Below are 15,457 nucleotides of genomic sequence, written 5' to 3'. Positions count from 1 at the left end.
TATTGATTAAAATGAATCATCCACAATGGAGTAATGAATGCATATATACAAAACGTATCATATTGCAAGCGCTCTATGAGAGATATGAAAACTTATCAAAAGGAATGTAAATGTGCGTATGATCTTTAATCACTCATTTGAATGAGAGAGCCTATAAACGCTTGTTATGGCTATCAAACGTATCAAACAAATCAAAATGCTCGGTAGCTTTAACAATCCAATCAAAAGCAAATGCATATTCAATAAATATCTGCAAAAAACGTTCTTTTTACATTTGGAAGCGTTGGTTTTTACAAAGCAGCTTTTCATAAGATAAATAAACAATTATGGTTTTTTGTTACCATTTTATCAAGTCAATTTTATTAATAATAGTTATTAAAAAATCACAAAATTAAAATAAATATTTGAAAATATATCCATATGGGTATATTAATAATCATGAGTAAAATAAAACGTATCATATGGCTTGGTTCTTCACTCAAAGATATAAAAAGTCTTCCTGATCTTATTCAACAAAGGATTGGTTATGCTCTTTATCTTGCTCAGATAGGAGATAGAGGAGAAAATGTTAAGGTTCTCAAGGGGTTTGGATCTGCCAATGTTCTAGAAATTATTGAACGCGATATTCAAGGAACTTATCGCGCTGTTTATACGATACAATATAAAAAATCTCTTTATGTGTTGCATTGTTTTCAGAAAAAATCGACCCGTGGCATTGCAACACCAAAACCAGACATTAATCTGATTAAAGAACGTCTCAAGTTAGCAGAACAATTAGAAGGGAATTAAAATGATCAATGTTTTTCACGGTAGTTCCAATGTTTATGCGGATCTTGGCTTTTCAGATTCCAGAGAGATGCTTATCAAAGCGCAACTTGCTCATAAGATTAGTCAAATTCTGAAAGAAAAGAACTTAACACAAAAACAGGCTAGTCAACTTTTGAAAATGACTCAACCAAAACTGTCTAAACTCTTAAGTGGAGAATTTCGAGGAATTAGTGAAATGAAAATGCTTGAGTGTTTGGCAAAATTGGGAAACGATATAAAGATTATTGTTAATCCGAAAGAAGTTAAAACGCTTGAAGGACATTTTGAAGTTGTTTTTTCTTCTTAAACTTCTTTATGATTAGCTTTTTTGGGTCTATTCATACATGGCAATCTTATATAAAAAATGGTCAAATGAATCATGCATAAAAGTGTGGATTCTTAAGTGGATTCATATAAAATAATTTCACACAACCTATTGACTTTATTGTGTTTTTGTTTATAATATCCTTCAACAAGTGCTTTACCACCGATAACACGTCCGTTTTTGGTTGTGCGCTTTTTGCTTAATACCCCCATGCGCGGCAACATCTTTGCCATTTCCGTGGGCGACTCTGGTCATCAAAAATAGATCGAATATTTTGCGGATACCCTCAGCCTCATCGGGCTCAATCACAAGCTCACGGTTTTTGACCACATAGCCCATAGGTGTGACACCCCCATCCACATGCCTTTGCGTTTGGAGGCTGCCAATTTATCGCGGATACGTTCGCCGATCACTTCACGTTCAAATTGGGCAAAGCTGAACAGGATGTTCAGCGTCAATCAGCCCATTGATGTGGTGGTGTTGAATTGCTGAGTAACGGAAACGAAGGACACTTTGTGCTCGTCAAACAGATCAATCAGTTTGGCAAAATTAGCCAAGGAGCGTGACAAGCGGTCAACCTTGTACACGACAACTGTATCAATCAGGCTGCTTTTGATGTCGTCCATAAGGCGTTTTAAAGCTGGGCGATCCATATTGCCGCCTGTAAAGCCGCCATCATCGTAATTATCGGGAAGCTGGAACCAGAGCCTTCATGCTTTTGTGAGGCGATGTAGGATTCACAAGCTTCTCGCTGAGCATCAAGGCTGTTGAACCCCATGTCTAAGCCTTCCTCGGTGGATTTGCGCGTATAAATCGCGCAGCGTTTTTTCGGTGTGGTTGTGCTCAATGTTTGTCTCTTTGTGCTTTGTTGTTTAATCCGAAGAAGGCAGGTCCAGACCAGCTGCTGCCTGTAATGGCCAGTGCAACCTTGGACAGGCTTTTGTATAGGCAGCCTGCATATTCATAACCTTCCTCTAAAATGGTGACCTGATGCCCTTATATTCCCGCACCAGTTTGATACCGGGGATGGGCCGCTGATATTGTGTCTTGCGTTTCGGCTTGGCTTTTTTGCCAGAGCCGAATAAATCATTGGCCTGCTGTTCGATCCGGTTCTCAATCTGTGGATCAACGCCGTAAGCAAGCTCCTGCAGGCGATAAGCCAGTCTGCGGACAATGTGGCTTTTATGGCCACCGGGTGGTTCGTCCTGATACACATCCCGCCATAAAGCCTTTAAGTCGGATAACGGCATATTTGGGAGCGCCGCCACACGCGCCAGAAGTGTTTTATCCATTCTTCACTTCCTACGATTCTGCTTTTTTCTTTTGCTTCAAGCGGAGGCGTTGCCAGCCCAAGCCGACAATATGGGCGACTTCCTTTTGCCGATCTGCATCGGACACAAGTCCGGCAGGAAGTTGGCCCAGCTTGATTTGTAATCGCTCCCGTTCGGTGAGCTCTTTGTTTTCATGACTCATCAGGAACTCCTTGGTTTTTTGGTTCTTCGTCATGGACATGAATGCTTGGAAAAAACCTGAAGTCCAATGAATTAGAGGGATGTGTTGGCTCGAACTGACGGTTCAGGCGTATCTTGCGACGCAGGATGCCAAGTGTCAGCAAATGCACTACCTCATTGCGGCAATCTCGTTCATTTATTAGGTTTGGAGAAAGTGAAGACATGGCGAACCTCCTTGAGAATTATTGCGTCGTTCAAGGAGTTACTTACTGAAATGACTTGAAAACTGTCGGTTCAGTCAATGCTGTGCATTGAATCAAATTAGGCTTGTGAAAATCATAAGCCTAATTTATATTAGGTTGTTAATTAAGATATAGTTGAAGTTTGAAAATGTCAATTTTGCTCAAAGATATATGGCCGATTGAAAATTTGGCCGACTATAAAATTCACTTTGCGAGATACAACCAGCACTCGCAGCCGCTAGAAGTATGGGGAAGAAGCAAAGACGAATGGCAAGGCTGGCAGGAATACTGGCCGGGCCGCAATGATTTTAACAGGCCGCTTATTTTCTCACTCATGCAATTTCACTACGAAACCGACATCTGGCTGTTCGGTGGTGTGTTCAGAGTATTGGAGAAACATGCAGACCGCTATGAGGTTGAGCTTACTGATTTGGGCAAAGAGTTTATTGGGCGTCTGAAAATCCGATCATCTTATCGCAACCGCACGACTAGGACCAATATGGAGCCACATTACCATAAGTTTGAAGTGCAAGAGATTTTGCGTGAGCCATATTCCGGTAGAGCATTCTGCGGATACGATAAAATAGACTTATCATTTGAAGAGCTCGAAGTCTTGATCAAGAATGACAGGCCAGATTGGAAAACAGCACTAGAATGCGTTAAGGGTATTTACCCGATTACCGATACGCATACGGGAAAACGCTACATCGGCTCTGCTTATGGTGATCAAGGCATATGGTCACAATGGAAGTGTTACATTGAAACGGGTCATGGGGGAAACAAAGGCATTCATGATATGATAAACAAAGCGGGAATTGATTACTGCCGTTCTCATTTCCGTTTTGCGTTGCTTGAGCAGCGGCTTAGCACCCCCCCCCCGATGAAAAAATACTGGAAAGAGAAGTCTTCTGGAAACGCATTTTGCTCACAAGAGGCGAGCAAGGGCTTAACCATAACTGAGTGTAAGATGGATAGATTAACACAAGCACAACAGAGTTTATTACAGGCCATTGAGCGCCTGAAACGTGCCATGGAGATGTCGCCCACGGTACAAGAGCTTGCTGTGGAATTGGGGGTGAAAGCACCCAGTGTGTTTGAAGGGCTCAAGCGACTGGAAGATAAAGGCTATATTCGCAGACAGGCGCGAAAAGCGCGGTCCATCGAAATCCTCCATGCACAAACACCGGATAAGACCAACTTGACGGCTGTTCCTGTTTTGGGGATGATTGCGGCTGGCCAACCGATTCTTGCTCTTGAAAACAAGATTGGTCAGGTCATGGTGCCGAATAATGTTCTACGCGGGAAGTGCTTTGCGCTCAAAGTGCACGGCGACAGCATGATCGATGCTGATATTTTCGAAGGAGATTACGTTGTTGTGCGCCAGCAATCTATTGCTGAAAACAGCGATATTGTGGTGGCCATGGTTGGCGAAGAGGCCACTGTAAAGCGGCTGAGTATTGAAGGGGAGCATATTGAGCTGCGCCCTGAAAATCAGAAACGAAAACCCATCATCATAGGACAACAGGATGAACTTAAAATAATTGGGAAGGTCTTACACGTCTGCTCGGGTGTTGACACCGAGGCCCTCCTAGACGAACCCCAAGGAAGATAACTACATGAGCACCTATAATTTACGACGTTTTGCCCAACCTGACGTTTTGAAACACATCGAACAAGATAATCTGATTACTTTTCTTAAACGGTATGAAAGCTACCTGACCGGACGCGGGTTCAGCTTTGAACTGAATGAAGATAATGAGCTGGATTTTGAAACGCTCTGCCAAGTTCTGATGAATCCATCAGAGGATATGGACATTGAATTCGTTGAATCCTTGTTTTTCATTCAAGAAATGTCCGATGATGAACATTTTGAAGAGTTGAGTGAACAGGCTGAAGCCAATAATATTGACACGCATGAAGATTCAACAGCAGCTGATTTGGCCTTAGCATTATGGCTGCACGATCCCGAGCTTTTAAAGCGTCCTCACGCAGAGGCGATGATCCTCAAGCCAAAATCATTCATGTATTTCCAGTCTGATCAAAAGTCCCCTGATACGTTTACTCTTCCAAAATCAGAAACCATGCGAACGCTGGAAGCTGATATGGACGCTTGGTTTTTGAAAAATAAACGCGGCACTGACTGTCGAATTTTGCCTGTCAGCGCAGAGGACGAAGACAAGACATACTTCCTGATCCGTCATGGCATGCCGTTTAAGCGTGAGGGCAAGATTGAATCTGGACAATCCAAGACCATTTTTTACCGCCCAGAGTTTCATGACGTGATTGTCTATGATCGTGCCAATAATGAACTAGCCGTCTTTAATAAGTCCGGTGCCAAGAAAGAGCGCACCATGTATTTAGATTTGTTCAGCCAACATCTCTTCGGTCAGGCTGAATATTTCCCCGGCGCAGAAAAATATACATTGCAGCCACTGATCGATAACGGCGTTGATGCTTTGGCTTGTGCCGATATTGATGGGCTGGAAGATATAAAGCTGGTAGAAATCCAGCACCAGTTTCTTGGACCGTATAATGACAAGCAGACGCTACGCTCAAATGATGTGTTTGCGTCCTTAGCCTCAAGAGATCGTGAATTCCCGAACTTTGGCAGACTAGTCTCAGCCAGTTTTTCGGTGAAATTTGAAAATGCCAAACGTCCACGCATGGTCAAGGTGCGAACACCGAATATGGCCAACTTTGATCGCAAGGAAGATTCTCACCTGATTGAAACATGGCTGCGGAAACGTGGCTTTGTAAATGAGCAGAAAGAGGAAGAAGACAGCAAACAACCCGTAGCACATCAGGAGAGTCATGACGCCGTATCAATCGCCGCCATGGCATAAACTCACAGAGCTTTCTGGTGGCAAGGGTGTAAAAGCTGAATGGCTAGACTTTCCAGAAGAATTGCTTGCCATCACCAATGAGCAGGCATCTGCCATTCCCTGTAATGGCCGAGCTGGGTGCTACATGAATGTCGTGCAACATGGGTCTAGCGATATTGTTGGCATCTGCACATCAGATACCAAGCAGTGCGACCGACGCACGCTCAAAAAATCAGAACTGGCGCTGTATCGCATAGATCATAAAAAGCTGGCGACCAAAATTGCTGAGGCCATTGGTTTTACTGAGGAAAATGAAAAGATCACGGGCCAAACGGCTCTTTGGAAATTTGGTGTGCTCAATCCACAAGCCGAGCATAGCTTTCCTGTCTATTGCTTTTTGGGCCAGACATCCTCGCAGTTGGATAAAATTGTCAATCAGCTTTGCATGGCTGATCAGACGTTTCTGTTAATTGCCTCCACCAGCAGTCTTATCAGCACTGCCAGCTCTGACGCAAGCATCAGGCATAAATCCAAGCTCATCGGCATAAATGATGTGCTCGTCGTTGATGCTGCAGGCAAGGTCACGGCGAGAGACAGCGCTCAAACCATCATCTCCAATTGGTTGGAAACGGTGTTGCCGAAATCAGCTAAACCGGGATCTGAGTACCAATTCCCGACACCAGCAGGCGCAACATGGGAGCAGTTTGTGTTCGAATTTACCGCAACAGAGATGTTGTCAGTGACATGCGGACAAACTCAGAAACGTCTGGAACCTGAGCATCTGAAGATGAAAGATCAGAGATCTGGAAAAAGAACGAACCAGTGGACACTCCTATTGGTTCTTGCAAAAACCGGGGGAAGCCTCTCGTGGCAGGATAGCGATGCAAATGATAAGCTAAAAAAGCAGAAGCAGGAATTAGCAAACAAACTCAAACAGACCTTCGGCCTTTCTGAAAACCCGCTTCGATGGTCGCGTAAAGAGGAGTGCTATAAAGCCCGCTTCATCATTCGCGCAGATGATAATGTCCTGCGTCAGCTCACTGGTTGAAAATGCTAGGCATAGACTGCTGCGAACTGGTCAATTGCCAAACCCTTGATTTCCCATGACTAAAAGCTCCGTACTTCGTTTTTCCAAGTACGGTGTTTTTCAGGAAAGGGGCATATATAGGAGAAAAATTAGAGAAAAACGGGGTGTTTTTATAGAGAGGAAGTCAATTGCAAATAGCGAAAAAGCCCGCAAATGCTGGGCTTTTGAGGCTATGCCATATAAGGCATATGAAAGTTCGTTTTAGGTTAATGGCGGAGAGAGAGGGATTCGAACCCTCGATATGGTTTCCCATATACACGCGTTCCAGGCGTGCGCCTTCAACCACTCGGCCATCTCTCCAGAAGTTCGCACTATACCCAGAAAGAAATAACGTGCAAGTCTAAACTATACATTCAAAACCCAAAAAACAAATTCATTTATTAAAGTAAGAGCTTTTATCTGTTGAATAACAAGCACATCCCTTCTTTTTAAGAAAAAACTTTTTTCGTGGATAGGTTTGTAGAATACAATAATGAGAATAAAAAGATTGTCACCAGTTATAAACTTTCATGCTCATTTACGCACTTTCTGCTTCACAAAAAAATACTTCTCTTAAAATTAGCATACAGTCCATAGTTTTACACAACCAAATAATTAAAATCACTTACTTATACGTCATAGGAAGGGATGCTATGTGGGGGAAGAACATTTTAAGAGAGGATAAGCGGCTCTTATGCATTTTCTTAAATAGCACGAATTTTTGCAACATTGAGAGCTGTAAAATAGTGTGATGGTATCAGTTTTCTCTTTCATAGGATTACATAATAAGCCCTATTCTAAATCCTCTATTCAATTTCACACTTCTATATTTAGTTGATACTAAAGAAAATAAAATTCAGAAAAAAACTTTGCATTTTTAATTTAATATGTATGAATATATTTTATTTTCTAAAATGAAAAAATAGTCTCATTTTGATCAAATACAAAATCATAAAAATGCAAACCTGTTTTCATTTTTACCATATATTTTTAAATTCAGCGTTACAGTCTTCAAAATATCTAAAGTAGTCTCCATTATTTAAAAAAAATTACGTATTACTTCATACTTTTGATTATCGCATTCTTTAAGTGGGATATGGTCTCATAACAAAACAGAATACTCTAAAAATATATTTTCTTTCTCATCCACACGTTTGTTAAAAAACATCTCTTAAAGCTTGTCACATCTACCTCATACGGTGTCTATGAGTGGTATAAAATCTATTGGATAGCATCATCTTTTCTTAAATAAAAAGGAAAAGCCAAGTACGATCACGCTATTTATCCCCTAATGTTGCAACATCCCCTGCTATTTAAGAGAATGCATAAAAGGCATTTATTCTTTCCTAAAGTGTTTTTATCCATACATTACTCCTCCTTGTAATGTATAAAAGAATAATTTTTATTAATTTAATATAGAGAAATTTAAAACGAAAAAACCTTACGATATTTAGAGTTCTCATTATGTAAAACGATAAATTACCATTATAAATTAATATGTTGTTAATAATCGTCTTAAAGGATAATGTTTTACAGCACTAAAGATCTGATTACTCTGCAAAATGAGCTCGTTCTTTTCCCTTAATGTTCTTTATCACCTTATATCCTTGCTTAGAGCACGTACAGCTCGTGCAGTTTCACATTGTAATGCTTTTTGTGCTAAAATTTTCATATCTTCAAAACTATGAGTCTGTAAACACGCCTTTACTGGAGAAATATCGCAAGATATCATAGAAAGCTCATTAATTCCCAATCCAGTCAAAATCATTGCACCAAAAGGATCTCCAGCCATACCACCACATACACTAACCCAACACTTATGTTGTGCAGCTCCCTGAATAGTCTGATAAATCATACGCAAAACTGCTGGATCAAGGCTATCAGCTTCAGACACAAGGTATGGATTTTGCCGATCAACAGCCATTGTATACTGTGTTAGGTCATTGGTTCCAATTGAAAAAAAATCAACATGGGCGCTTAATACATCTGCCATAATGGCCGCTGCTGGAACTTCGATCATAATACCAAGTTTTAATTTTGGTGCATCAACATCGTTGCGGATTTCCTCTGCAATCTTTTTTATAGCGACAATCTCTGAAACAGACATGACCATCGGAAACACAATCCATAGATCTCCACCCTCTTTTGCCGCTCGATATAAAGCACGTAATTGAGGCACCAAAAGATCACGTCGACGTAACAAAAGCCGCGTTCCTCGAACACCTAAAAAAGGATTGTCCTCTTTAGATAAATGTAAATGCGTAACCTGTTTATCTCCACCAATATCAAGTGCACGAATAATTAATGGCTTATCTCCTACAGCTGTAATCATCGCCCGATATATATTAAATTGTAGCTCTTCATCCGGAATATATGGATTCTCTAAAAACAAAAATTCCGTGCGCATGAGTCCAACACCTTCAGCCCCTAAATCAAGCGCAACAGGAACCTGATTTGCGTAGTTGACATTAGCCATGATACGAATTCTTTGACCATCTGTCGTTTGCGCTGGTAATCTACATGCATTTATTTCACTGACACGTTTTTGCGCAACAGTATCAATATGCCTTTGAGCATCTTCAACGTCTTCAAGCGTAGGATTAAGGTAAATAAACCCGTTATCGCCATCAATAATAGCCTGAATATCAGACTGAATTGCTAAAATATCATCACCTGCAGCAACAACCATTGGAATACCAAGAGTACGCGCCAAAATAGCTGTATGAGATAATGGACCTCCCCATGCTGTTGCTAATCCTTTTACCCTTGTACAATCAAGTTGTGCTACATCAGAAGGAGAAAGGTCATTTGTAACCAGAATTACACCATGTGGAATATCATTTAAAAAGAACGATCTATAGGATGGATTGATTTCACCTAAAACACGTCGACCAACATCAACTAAATTAACAGCACGTGCTGCTAACAAAGGATTATCTACCTTAAAAAACATATCTGAAAATTGACGAACCGCTCTATCCCAAGACCAAGCGACACCATGACCTTCCGCTATAAAACGACAAGCTTGAGCTATTAAATTTTCATCTTCAAGCAAAACCATTTGCGCAGAAAAAATCGCAGCAGAATCTGCTCCCATACGCACTGTAATATCAGAAATCACAGATGCCATTTTATGTTTTGTTTTTGTAAGAGCATTTTCAAGACATGCTGCACCAGCTGCAAAATCAATTGGCTGATCTATTATGGAAATATCATTTTGCCTTAAAACAAAAATCTTACCAAATGCTAATCCTGAACTCGCTCCAACACCAGAAATGCCTTTTTGCATAGAGCGTGGATACCAACCATGAAAAGCCTTTGTTTGAGATTCCATTGCTCTCATCAGACATTTTTCACTAATACTCACTTTTTTTGCAATAGCAATGGCATCATTGAGAAGTTGTGCTCCTTCTGCAGCATCTGTAGAAAAAATCAGAACATCACCGTTTTTTACTCCTAATTGCAATAAACCAACCAAATTTTTCATTTCAACGGTATATTGACCATGGCGAACTCTGATGGAACTTTGAGCCTTTTTCGCAAAATCAACCCAAAGAGAAGCTGGTCGTGCATGAAGACCACTTGGATAATCTAAAGTCCATTCCTGACACACAGAAAGGTCACCAATAAAAGTTTTTTCTATCTTCATATTTTGGTCAAACAAAGTTGTAACAATTTGTTGTTTGTCCATAGTTGTTGCAAGTACTTCAAGCTGTTTTTTATCAAATAAAAGAGACGTCAATTTTTTACAAATTTCTCTATAGCGATCTGGACACGCTGCAATGGCAATAACCAAATATGCTTTCTTGCCATCCTGCCACTCAACACCAGCAGGAACCTGTATAACAGCAACAGCATCCTTGATAATTAAATCACGATTTTCAGCCATACCATGAGGAATGGCTATACCATTTCCAAGCCAAGTATTGGTTGTTTCTTCACGTGCAAGCATGCTTGCCAGATAACACTTATCAACTGCACCAACCTGCACAAGCAATTCAGCAGCAGCATAAATTGCATCATTTTTATGATCAAAAGCAGCTGCAAGTTGTACAGATCTTATAGACAAGATTTCACCATCAGCAAAATCTACATTCATTGCTTCTGCTTTCTCATATCTCATCATGAATTCAAATTGCCTCACATTTGAACACCAATATCTCTGACACATTCCTTTTCAAAGCTGCATTTCCCAAAATACAAGCTATAAATACCACCACAGCTTTATTTATATTTTACGGAATATAGCTAAGTGAGGTGCTTAAATACCTCAATATAACCGATAAAACAATTGGATATTATTATCTAGCGAAGTGCTTAAAACCATTATAAGCAAATCTACCTCTTACTCTTTTACTTTACAAAGACAAAACCCCATTTTCTACAGAACCAATCACCTGAAAAACTATGTTTTCGAAACGCTCTCATTATCCTAAGTTATTCAACATAACTTTTCATTATTTTTCCTACAAGAAAGCATCCTTCCCAATCATCCGTAACTTCAGCTAATATTTTGATTGATTCCTCAAAGTTTATTTAACCTATTATCCCTCTTTATAAATTCATTACATAATTACAAATTGCTCCATGCAACTTATCATCTTTAAAATTCCGTGCTGCCCATCTTATGATATCAAACCCTCGATATATAATATTTATATATTTTAAGCTACACCTTTACTTCAATCAATATCGCAAATACACAATACCCTCTGTCGCACATTTGCAAAGTACGAACATCCCCCCCCCAAGCACCATCATCAATTACTAAAATAAAGAAAAACTCTACAAATAAGATAAATAAAGTAAAAAATGAAACGCAATGATTGCCTTAACCCTAGCTCTTATGCTTATTTACTTTCAACAATACACAATAATAGTGAAATCAGAAAAAATATTCTTGAAGGGCGCTGATTGCACGTTGGTTATTTTTATATCTTTAAACACCGTCCTCCTTAAAAATATAATTTCACTCTTGATTTACCGAAAATTCCTTAATGCACGTCACTTTCAAAGTCGTTTTGGCTGCCTTCTTATGGATTTTTTATCCCTATGTCTTTTTAAATGAATAGCCACACCTATCCACACTACCACCTAAAAACAGTATGACAACTCATCAATACCACAATGCCGATAAAAAGACCCATCTTTATCAAAATGATTACATAAAGAATGCTCTCATTAAATTTCTCATAATTTTCTGAAAACAAACTGCTTCTCTTATAAGAAATCACTAGACACTTCTTCATGCATAAAAAGAAAGTCTCTCTCACTATTATTATACAGAAATTTATCAACAAATTCTATCATAATATCAATATGTTCAGGACTAAATACTAACATAACATCGCACAAACTCTTTCCCTCATTGAGAAAAGCCATTTCCTCAATTGTACCTTTTTCGTATATCTTCTACATTTATTATAGTACCAACGCAAAAAGGGAAAGATAAGACTCTATCTTTCCCTTTTAATACTTATAAAACCACAACTATAATTCAATGAAATCCTGTTGATTGCTAGAGAGTGTTACAGATTACTCTGCTGCCTCCAGCATAGGAATGACTGAAACATAGGAACGATTACCCCCTTTGCGTTGAAAAGAAACCTTTCCATTTGATAATGCAAAAAGCGTATGATCTTTTCCAATACCAACATTGTTACCAGGATGCCAACGTGTACCACGCTGGCGAATAATAATATTTCCGGCAATAACGGTTTCACCACCAAATTTTTTAACGCCTAGACGTTTCGATTCTGAATCACGACCATTACGCGAGGAACCACCAGCTTTTTTATGTGCCATAGACGCTCTCCTTTAATCTTTCTTACTCTTTGATGCTACAGACGCTTTCTTCTGCGGCGCAGTCTTTTTTTCAACTGTTTTTTTAGCCGTCTTCTCAACAGAAGCAGCAGCTTTTGTTTCTTTTGGTGTAATTGCTTCTTCTTTTATCGGTTTTGCAGCAACTTTTTTAGGTTTTGAACCACCCATTAATATTTCTAAAACACGAAGCCTCGTAAATTCTTGACGATGGCCACGCGTGCGTTTAGAATTTTGACGACGGCGCTTCTTAAATGCGATAACCTTGCGCCCACGTGCCTGTTCTAAAATCTCAGCTGTCACCAATGCATCAGCAACGACAGGGGTACCAATAACCGCATTACCTTCTTGCCCAACCATTAATATGTCATTGAATTCAACAACATCACCCGCATTTCCACTAACTTTTTCAACTTTTACCACTTGATTAGCAACAATGCGGTATTGCTTACCACCAGTTTTAATGACTGCGAACATTTTTTATCCTTCCGTTCACTCCAGCTCTTATTTAATTTCTGCCTTGAAATAAGGGAAAATAGGCTGCTTTTTATCAGTCGTAATAGATCCCAAAGAAGGATAAAACCTTCTTCAACACAAATATGCGCAGATTTCCCCACGCTTATATTTTGTATATATGAAGGAATTTCTATTCTCTGTCAATAAAGTCCCATAAAAAAGAAAAAAAGGTTGTACCAAAAACAATTGAAGGTTATCTACCCCTTATACACTCAAATAGTGCCGATTTTTGTTTCACTTTATTATGGAGAGATGGCTGAGTGGTTGAAAGCACCGCACTCGAAATGCGGCATAGGGGCAACTCTATCGGGGGTTCAAATCCCTCTCTCTCCGCCACAGTTTATAAAGCGATATTATTAAAACTGTCTTTAATCGTAGCTTTCCGGTTGTAGCTTGTCAGCAGGTTTTGTACCAATTTATTTTTTTCGAAGGATTTTAAGGGGGGCTCAAAGGGTCTTCAAAGACCTCTCAAAGGTCTTTATCGTTTTTGCGAATAAATTCTCATTTTTACAATTTTTGCACTTTTTTGATTTTCTGTTACATAAATCTAATCCAGATAATAAGAGAAGGCATAGTAAAATTAAAGAATTATCTCATATTTCTCTCTCATTCTACTTTTGCTTAGTTAGTACAAAACCTACTGTAAAATTATATTATTTTGCACGTCTTGCTTGAATATGTGCTAGCAACCCTAATGTTGAACTATCACGATTATCCGCTTTACTTTCTCCACGAAGAATTGGTAGTAACTCGTTTGCTAATTCTTTACCAAGTTCAACACCCCATTGATCAAATGAATTAATATTCATTAAAATCCCTTCAACAAAAGTGCGATGTTCATAAAGCGCAATAAGACGACCGAGTGCAAAAGGTGTTAATGAATCTTGAACCAGCGTAATGCTGGGACGGTTTCCTTTAAAACTTCTATGACGTGCTAAATGGTCTGCTTCACCCTCATCAACTCCATTTTTTATCAAGATATGCCGAGCATCTTCAAGACTACGCCCCTTCATCAAGGCTTTTGATTGTGCTAAACCGTTTGCTAGCAACATCTCATACATAGAATGTAATTTTTTCTCATGCCCTTTTATAAATAAAATAAATTCTACAGGAATAATATCTGTTCCTTGATGCAGAAGCTGAAAAAAAGCATGTTGACTATTTGTTCCTGAATCCCCCCAAACAATTGGACCACTTGAAAAACTTAATGGTTTTCCATCCAGCGAGACTTGTTTACCATTTGATTCCATATCAAGCTGTTGTAAATAAGCTGGAAAATGTATTAAACGCTGTGCATAAGGAATGATCGAACGTGATGAATAACCACAAATAACACGATGCCAGAATCCTAAAAGAGCAAAACGAATAGGAATATTTTTATGCAAAGGCATAGTTTTAAAATGTTGATCCATTTGCAAAGCACCATTGAGAAATTGGCGAAAATTTCCACCACCTATTGCAAACATAACAACAAGTCCAATGGCTGACCAAATTGAATAACGTCCTCCAACCCAATTCCAAAATTTAAAAACTCTTGTGGAATCTATGCCAAATTCTGCCACTTTATCAAGCGCACTTGAAACAGCAACAAAATGCGTACAAACGGCTTCTTCTCCTAAATGTGAACAAATCCACTGACGTGCAACTTGAGCATTGACCATTGTTTCAGCCGTTGTAAAAGTTTTAGAAGCAATGACAAACAGCGTTGTTGCTGGATTCAAAATAGAGAGAGTATCAGAAATATGGGCACTGTCAGCATTCGAAACAAAATGACACTGTGGACCATCATGATAAGGTTTTAAAGCATATGTGACCATTGCAGGACCAAGATCAGAACCACCAATACCAATATTGACAATATCACTTATTCTCTCGCCACTGCTTCCCTTATAGCTTCCATCACGCACCTTTTCAGAAAATCTTTCCATATCTTCAAGGACGTCTTGAATATCGCGAATAAGATTATGACCATCCAACATGAAAATTTCATCAGCAGGTAAACGTAATGCAATATGAAGAACTGAGCGTTTTTCAGTTGTATTAATCGCCTTACCAGAAAACATTGCATCACGCCGGCCTAACACATCTGCTGCGACCGCTAAATCATCTAGAAGTTGCAATGTTTTAAATGTCACACCACATTTTGAAAAATCGAAAAGAAGATCATCAAGTCTGAGGGAAAAATGGGAAAAACGCTGTTCATCTTCTACAAAATGCCGACGAATATCATAGACCCCATCCTTTGCGGCATGGTTTCTTAAAGCTTTTAATGTGGCTTCAAAAGCCATTTCATTTCGAATCGAAAAGCTATCTCCCATAAGCTTATCCTATACGGTTATTGATAATGAAATCTATGCCCAAACAATAACAAAGCAGAAAACACCTCCTTTATTGCTCGCTATTTTCAC

Annotated in this window: 13 protein-coding genes, 2 tRNA genes and 1 pseudogene; 6 read left to right on the top strand and 10 right to left on the bottom strand. The window is 39.4% G+C overall.

Going from position 1 to position 15,457, the window contains the following annotated elements:
• Positions 1-438 precede the first annotated feature (438 nt).
• Both ACFIMI_RS01200 and ACFIMI_RS01195 read left to right on the top strand, forming a co-directional pair.
• A complete protein-coding gene (locus ACFIMI_RS01200) occupies positions 439-789 on the top strand; it encodes a type II toxin-antitoxin system RelE/ParE family toxin (protein ID WP_041581387.1) in 351 nt (116 codons plus the stop codon).
• Position 790: 1 nt separating this feature from the next.
• Positions 791-1,114 (top strand): helix-turn-helix domain-containing protein, encoded by a 324-nt coding sequence (locus tag ACFIMI_RS01195; protein ID WP_015856199.1) that lies wholly within the window; start codon positions 791-793, stop codon positions 1,112-1,114.
• A 92-nt stretch (positions 1,115-1,206) separates the two neighbouring features.
• Here ACFIMI_RS01195 and ACFIMI_RS01190 read toward each other — a convergent pair whose 3' ends face one another.
• The 5 genes and pseudogenes from ACFIMI_RS01190 to ACFIMI_RS01170 form a co-directional block, all read right to left on the bottom strand.
• Complete coding sequence (locus tag ACFIMI_RS01190) at positions 1,207-1,365, bottom strand: hypothetical protein (RefSeq protein ID WP_375692181.1); 159 nt, start codon at positions 1,363-1,365, stop codon at positions 1,207-1,209.
• Positions 1,366-1,590: 225 nt separating this feature from the next.
• A complete protein-coding gene (locus ACFIMI_RS01185; protein WP_375612849.1) occupies positions 1,591-1,785 on the bottom strand; it encodes a recombinase family protein in 195 nt (64 codons plus the stop codon).
• Positions 1,767-1,979, bottom strand: coding sequence for a hypothetical protein (locus ACFIMI_RS01180; RefSeq protein ID WP_375629539.1), 213 nt, complete (start codon positions 1,977-1,979; stop codon positions 1,767-1,769). The genes ACFIMI_RS01185 and ACFIMI_RS01180 overlap by 19 nt, the downstream gene beginning before the upstream one ends.
• Positions 1,976-2,382: pseudogene (locus ACFIMI_RS01175) on the bottom strand (DUF2924 domain-containing protein). The gene ACFIMI_RS01180 and the pseudogene ACFIMI_RS01175 overlap by 4 nt, the downstream one beginning before the upstream one ends.
• A gap of 52 nt (positions 2,383-2,434) precedes the next feature.
• Positions 2,435-2,638, bottom strand: coding sequence for a hypothetical protein (locus ACFIMI_RS01170; RefSeq protein WP_375646230.1), 204 nt, complete (start codon positions 2,636-2,638; stop codon positions 2,435-2,437).
• 335 nt (positions 2,639-2,973) lie between these two features.
• On the opposite strand from ACFIMI_RS01170, the gene lexA reads away from it, so the two are divergent.
• Genes lexA through ACFIMI_RS01155 form a run of 3 tightly spaced genes read left to right on the top strand, consistent with a single transcriptional unit; the run spans position 2,974 to position 6,695 of the window.
• On the top strand, positions 2,974-4,437 hold the full coding sequence (lexA, locus tag ACFIMI_RS01165; protein ID WP_375612846.1) for a transcriptional repressor LexA: 1,464 nt from the start codon (positions 2,974-2,976) through the stop codon (positions 4,435-4,437).
• Between the two features lie 4 nt (positions 4,438-4,441).
• Positions 4,442-5,668 carry a hypothetical protein gene (locus ACFIMI_RS01160; protein WP_375612845.1) on the top strand — a complete coding sequence of 409 codons (1,227 nt, stop codon included), beginning with the start codon at positions 4,442-4,444 and terminating at the stop codon, positions 5,666-5,668.
• On the top strand, positions 5,637-6,695 hold the full coding sequence (locus tag ACFIMI_RS01155) for a hypothetical protein (RefSeq protein ID WP_375612844.1): 1,059 nt from the start codon (positions 5,637-5,639) through the stop codon (positions 6,693-6,695). The genes ACFIMI_RS01160 and ACFIMI_RS01155 overlap by 32 nt, the downstream gene beginning before the upstream one ends.
• A 249-nt stretch (positions 6,696-6,944) precedes the next feature.
• Here ACFIMI_RS01155 and ACFIMI_RS01150 read toward each other — a convergent pair.
• The 4 genes from ACFIMI_RS01150 to rplU form a co-directional block, all read right to left on the bottom strand.
• A tRNA-Ser gene (locus tag ACFIMI_RS01150) sits at positions 6,945-7,034 on the bottom strand.
• 1,273 nt (positions 7,035-8,307) lie between these two features.
• Complete coding sequence (gene ptsP / locus ACFIMI_RS01145; protein ID WP_375672090.1) at positions 8,308-10,839, bottom strand: phosphoenolpyruvate--protein phosphotransferase; 2,532 nt, start codon at positions 10,837-10,839, stop codon at positions 8,308-8,310.
• Between the two features lie 1,409 nt (positions 10,840-12,248).
• The gene (gene rpmA / locus ACFIMI_RS01140; protein ID WP_375692180.1) at positions 12,249-12,518 is read right to left on the bottom strand and encodes a 50S ribosomal protein L27; all 270 of its coding nucleotides are present in this window, start codon (positions 12,516-12,518) and stop codon (positions 12,249-12,251) included.
• A gap of 12 nt (positions 12,519-12,530) precedes the next feature.
• The gene (rplU, locus tag ACFIMI_RS01135; protein WP_375612842.1) at positions 12,531-13,010 is read right to left on the bottom strand and encodes a 50S ribosomal protein L21; all 480 of its coding nucleotides are present in this window, start codon (positions 13,008-13,010) and stop codon (positions 12,531-12,533) included.
• 285 nt (positions 13,011-13,295) lie between these two features.
• Between rplU and ACFIMI_RS01130 the strand changes: the two genes are divergently transcribed.
• Positions 13,296-13,385, top strand: a tRNA-Ser gene (locus ACFIMI_RS01130).
• Positions 13,386-13,702: 317 nt separating this feature from the next.
• Here ACFIMI_RS01130 and pgi read toward each other — a convergent pair.
• Positions 13,703-15,367 carry a glucose-6-phosphate isomerase gene (gene pgi / locus ACFIMI_RS01125; RefSeq protein WP_375612841.1) on the bottom strand — a complete coding sequence of 555 codons (1,665 nt, stop codon included), beginning with the start codon at positions 15,365-15,367 and terminating at the stop codon, positions 13,703-13,705.
• Between the last annotated feature and the right edge of the window lie 90 nt (positions 15,368-15,457).

Origin of the sequence: Bartonella sp. AP4SXKL, from assembly GCF_042195845.1 — a bacterium.
Classification (GTDB): Bacteria; Pseudomonadota; Alphaproteobacteria; order Rhizobiales; family Rhizobiaceae; genus Bartonella.
This window is presented reverse-complemented; position numbering and strand designations above follow the sequence as displayed.

What these genes read in the sequence shown, in the direction of transcription:
- rpmA (WP_375692180.1), bottom strand. Translation starts at nt 12,518, where the DNA reads ATGGCACATAAAAAAGCTGGTGGTTCCTCGCGTAATGGTCGTGATTCA.
- pgi (WP_375612841.1), bottom strand. Translation starts at nt 15,367, where the DNA reads ATGGGAGATAGCTTTTCGATTCGAAATGAAATGGCTTTTGAAGCCACA.
- lexA (WP_375612846.1), top strand. Translation starts at nt 2,974, where the DNA reads ATGTCAATTTTGCTCAAAGATATATGGCCGATTGAAAATTTGGCCGAC.
- ACFIMI_RS01190 (WP_375692181.1), bottom strand. Translation starts at nt 1,365, where the DNA reads ATGGCAAAGATGTTGCCGCGCATGGGGGTATTAAGCAAAAAGCGCACA.
- ACFIMI_RS01195 (WP_015856199.1), top strand. Translation starts at nt 791, where the DNA reads ATGATCAATGTTTTTCACGGTAGTTCCAATGTTTATGCGGATCTTGGC.
- rplU (WP_375612842.1), bottom strand. Translation starts at nt 13,010, where the DNA reads ATGTTCGCAGTCATTAAAACTGGTGGTAAGCAATACCGCATTGTTGCT.
- ACFIMI_RS01170 (WP_375646230.1), bottom strand. Translation starts at nt 2,638, where the DNA reads ATGACGAAGAACCAAAAAACCAAGGAGTTCCTGATGAGTCATGAAAAC.
- ACFIMI_RS01185 (WP_375612849.1), bottom strand. Translation starts at nt 1,785, where the DNA reads ATGGATCGCCCAGCTTTAAAACGCCTTATGGACGACATCAAAAGCAGC.
- ACFIMI_RS01200 (WP_041581387.1), top strand. Translation starts at nt 439, where the DNA reads ATGAGTAAAATAAAACGTATCATATGGCTTGGTTCTTCACTCAAAGAT.
- ptsP (WP_375672090.1), bottom strand. Translation starts at nt 10,839, where the DNA reads ATGATGAGATATGAGAAAGCAGAAGCAATGAATGTAGATTTTGCTGAT.
- ACFIMI_RS01155 (WP_375612844.1), top strand. Translation starts at nt 5,637, where the DNA reads ATGACGCCGTATCAATCGCCGCCATGGCATAAACTCACAGAGCTTTCT.
- ACFIMI_RS01160 (WP_375612845.1), top strand. Translation starts at nt 4,442, where the DNA reads ATGAGCACCTATAATTTACGACGTTTTGCCCAACCTGACGTTTTGAAA.